This is a genomic window from Aeromonas sp. A35_P (assembly GCF_002259925.1).
Lineage (GTDB): Bacteria > Pseudomonadota > Gammaproteobacteria > Enterobacterales > Aeromonadaceae > Aeromonas > Aeromonas dhakensis.
Genome location: NZ_NEVB01000161.1, coordinates 1 through 3,462 on the forward strand (window position 1 = coordinate 1; position 3,462 = coordinate 3,462).

The 3,462-nt window shown below is 62.4% G+C and carries 5 protein-coding genes; 2 read left to right on the top strand and 3 right to left on the bottom strand.

The genetic code is table 11. The features are described from left to right. Positions 1-180: 180 nt before the first annotated feature. Positions 181-1,110, bottom strand: a complete 930-nt coding sequence (locus CAK78_RS10245; protein ID WP_094697191.1) for a GGDEF domain-containing protein — start codon at positions 1,108-1,110, stop codon at positions 181-183. A gap of 330 nt (positions 1,111-1,440) precedes the next feature. On the opposite strand from CAK78_RS10245, the gene CAK78_RS10250 reads away from it, so the two are divergent. Further along, entirely contained in the window at positions 1,441-1,758 is a 318-nt protein-coding gene (locus CAK78_RS10250; RefSeq protein WP_094697192.1) for a DUF6968 family protein, read from the top strand. Between the two features lie 111 nt (positions 1,759-1,869). Next, positions 1,870-2,286 carry a GNAT family N-acetyltransferase gene (locus CAK78_RS10255; protein ID WP_049046923.1) on the top strand — a complete coding sequence of 139 codons (417 nt, stop codon included), beginning with the start codon at positions 1,870-1,872 and terminating at the stop codon, positions 2,284-2,286. Between the two features lie 79 nt (positions 2,287-2,365). Here the strand turns inward: CAK78_RS10255 and CAK78_RS10260 are convergent, their stop codons facing one another. After that, a complete protein-coding gene (locus CAK78_RS10260; protein WP_024942178.1) occupies positions 2,366-2,947 on the bottom strand; it encodes a hypothetical protein in 582 nt (193 codons plus the stop codon). A 261-nt stretch (positions 2,948-3,208) separates the two neighbouring features. After that, the coding region (locus CAK78_RS10265; RefSeq protein WP_217900822.1) for a hypothetical protein at positions 3,209-3,462 on the bottom strand (254 nt) is incomplete at its 5' end.

Consider the following 3,462-nt stretch of genomic DNA (forward strand, 5'->3'; position numbering starts at 1 on the left):
TGGGTAATCAGGCCGTCTGATAACATAATGACAAAACCTCGATGCGTTGCTCAACGACTTGAATAAGGCCAGAGAGTGGCCCGTTAATATCAACAGCATCAGCCAGGCAATATCAGCCAGGTATGCAATGAATCGCCCCGGCCGCCGTCAATATATAGGTACTGGCCCTGCCGCCATATATCAGGGGGTTGGCTTCCCCTGTTTTGCCCCCTTGCGTTGGCCGCCCGCAGGGCAGTGAGCGACCCGGTTGCGACCCGCCCGCTTGGCCCGATAGAGCCACTCGTCGGCGCGGGCCAGCGCCTGGTTGATCTCCTCCCCCGGCTGCACCAGGGTGGTGCCCAGACTGACGGTAAAGGCTACCGGATCCGCCGGCAGCGCCGCCACGGCGGCCCGGATCCGCTCCGCCAGCGCCTGCAGATCCGGCTCGCTCATGCCGGGCAGCAGGATCAGAAACTCCTCGCCGCCGCTGCGCACGAACAGGTCGTCCGCCCGCAGCTGGGCGGCCACGCAGTCGCAGAAGCGCTGCAGCGCCCGGTCGCCCTGCTGATGGCCGAAGCGATCGTTGATCTGCTTGAAGTGGTCTATGTCCAGCATCACCAGACTGCAGGGAGCCTCTCTCTCCCGCCGCTGTCGGCAGTGCTCGAAGAAATAGCGGCGGTTGTAGAGGCCGGTCAGCTGGTCGGTTTCGCTCTGCAGCTTGAGCCGCTGCTGCAGCTCGTGCTGGCGGGTAATGTTGCGGGTCACCCAGGCCACCGCCCGCTTGCCGTCGTAGCGAGAGGGCAGCGGCGCAATCTTGCCCTCGAAGCGCTGCATCCCCTGCGGCCCGACCGAGGCGTCGATCCCCTCCACCTCCACCGCCGCCAGCTCGTACTCCACCACCTGCACCTGGCCCGAATCCAGCGCCAGGGTCACCTGCTCCATCACCCAGCGGGTCATGTCGGCGGGCAGTACATCGGCCAGTCGCTTGCCCGCCAGCGGGTTGCCATCCTGATAGGATTGCTGCTCCACCCCGCCGATGTATTCGATGTAGTAGCCGTCTTCGCTCAGGATGAAGACGGGATCGGGCAGCTGGGCCATCACTTCATATAATTGCTCGACCGAAAGTGCCATGCGGTTTCCTTGGATCCGGGGGACGAGAGGCGCACGCCGGGCTGGCCGCCTGCCCCAATTATCGTGCCGGGTGCGGCGCCGAACCAGCAGCGAATCCGGCCATTCATGGATGCGCATCAAGCAATACGGGAAAATAGCGCTTGCCCCGCCGCCCGTTGATCAAAAGAGCAGCAATCATGGATCTTCAAGCCACCTCACAAGCCGCCGCTGCGCCCGTTGTCTGTGGCGCCCTCATCCATTAGGCTGACCTTCCTGAGTCTGCCCTCCCGGCCGACTCCCCCCCCATCAGCCCGGCCAGGCAGACGCCGGCCCCGGAAAAGGATCGTCCAGATGAAGAGAGCCATAGTGAAAGCACGCTTCGATGCCATCAGCATCGAGGGAGAACAGCTGACCGTGAAGATAGCCATCGGAGCCCCCGAGCCGGACCCCAAGTCCGCCGGCGGCGACTGGCGCTGCAAGGTGAAGCTGGACGGCCTTGGCAACAAGACCTTCATCTATGGCGTCGATGCCCTGCAGGCACTCAGCCTCGCCCTCAAGTTCGTGGAGAGCGAGCTGCGCGCCTTCACCGATGCGGGCTGGCACTTCTACCTGCCCGGCTGCCCCGATCACCCGGTCGACATGGCCGCCTGCTACTTCCCACAGCTGTGACGCAGGTTGCCCGCCCGGCAGGCTGATAACCATTGAGGTCGGGCAACCACTTGACCACATTGAGTCTGAACGGTTATGGATAGAGGCCCCTTACCCGGCTCTGGAGAGACCATGCACCTGACCCCACCCCAACCCCCTGCCGAGCAGGATGTCGACGCGCTTCGCATCGGCCTGTCTGGCTACAACATCGGCAAGGCCGGCACCCACCTGCGCGAGCACATCGCCAGTTTTATCAAGGATGAAGCGGGCAAGGTGCACGGCGGCATCACCGCCGACCTCAAGTGGGGTTGGCTGCACGTGGACTGGCTCTGGATTGACGAGCGCATCCGCCAGGATGGCTGGGGTGGCCGATTGCTTGCCACCATGGAGCAGTACGCCCGAAGCAAGGGCATCAGCAACTTTCATCTGGAAACCACCAGCTTCCAGGCGCTGCCCTTCTACCAGAAGCAGGGTTACCAGGTCTTTGGCGAGCTGCCGGACATGCCGCCCGGGCATACCACCTATTTTCTGAGGAAGATGGAGTCCTGACTCCTACCAGCGGGACTGGAATGAGAAGAGGGTTGAGTGCACAGGCACTCAACCCTCTTTTTGATGGATCGCTGGCTACTCAGTGGCTGGCGGAGCGACTGCCGCTCCAGAGCAGCTCGCCGCTGCGCAGCTCCATCAGGGTCATCGACAGCCGGTAGCGGCTCCCCTCGGCCACCAGATCTCCGTACAGCATGTAGCCGGCGCCGGTCTGACGACCGAGCCGCACCAGGGAGGCCGGATTCATCCTGCCCTGCTGATACTCCAGCTGGCCGGTGATGGCGGCCACCTGACCCGGATCGACAAAGCGAAAACCGCTCTTGCTCTGGATGCGCTTGCTCATGGCCGCCGCCATGGCGCGGGTATCAACCGGCTCGCCGGTACCGTTCTGGGGCGGGGTGAGCAGCAGCACCGGCTGACCGGTTTGCGCCAGCTCGCGCACCTCGGGGGCCTGCACAAAGGCATCGGCCATGGCCAGCGCCAGCCCGGTCGGCGCCACCGGTTTGGGCAGCGGCGCCCCGGCATCCGGCTTGGTCACCGGCTTGTCCGGCTGCACCACGGGGGCATCCGGCTCGCTCACCGGAGCCTGAGTGCCACCGTAGGGATTGACCGCACAACCGCCCAGCAGCAGGGCACCCACCATCAACAAGGAACGCAGCTTCATCTTTTCTCTCCGCCAGAAGTCCGTAAACGGGCATCAACCACCGCCCGCATGGCGGAGCCCCTGCCCCGCATCCTCCTTATGCTAGAGACAAACTCCGGCGGGGTCGATGCACAGCCGGCAATCAGGCGACAGGGATTGGCCCAGACAGGTGTACAAGGCAGGACAAGAACACAACACAGGCTTCATGTGAATTCCAGCCACGCAACATCACCCCACAGACCCCCACTGTGTCGAGAAGATTCCCTCCCCCAGATTGACCACTCATGAACGAGAAACATCCAACACAAATACATCAATTAACCCTAATAACTCGGCGGGGAGTTTTGCTTCAATATCTATTTTCAGCATTTGGGCAGATTCAATTCCGTGCTTCTTTCGTCCTGCAACCTCTTCATTCGCACCAAACCAGATAACTAAAAATATGCCTTGATGTTCAGCATCCGGGTGGATGGAATAACGGTCATAAAGCTGGGCTGATGCGGCCGTGTAAAGCTCTCGATGCCATTGTCCTTCCT

Excerpts from the sequence above, each read along its gene's own strand:
- CAK78_RS10250 (WP_094697192.1), top strand. The coding sequence starts at position 1,441 with ATGAAGAGAGCCATAGTGAAAGCACGCTTCGATGCCATCAGCATCGAG.
- CAK78_RS10255 (WP_049046923.1), top strand. The coding sequence starts at position 1,870 with ATGCACCTGACCCCACCCCAACCCCCTGCCGAGCAGGATGTCGACGCG.
- CAK78_RS10260 (WP_024942178.1), bottom strand. The coding sequence starts at position 2,947 with ATGAAGCTGCGTTCCTTGTTGATGGTGGGTGCCCTGCTGCTGGGCGGT.
- CAK78_RS10245 (WP_094697191.1), bottom strand. The coding sequence starts at position 1,110 with ATGGCACTTTCGGTCGAGCAATTATATGAAGTGATGGCCCAGCTGCCC.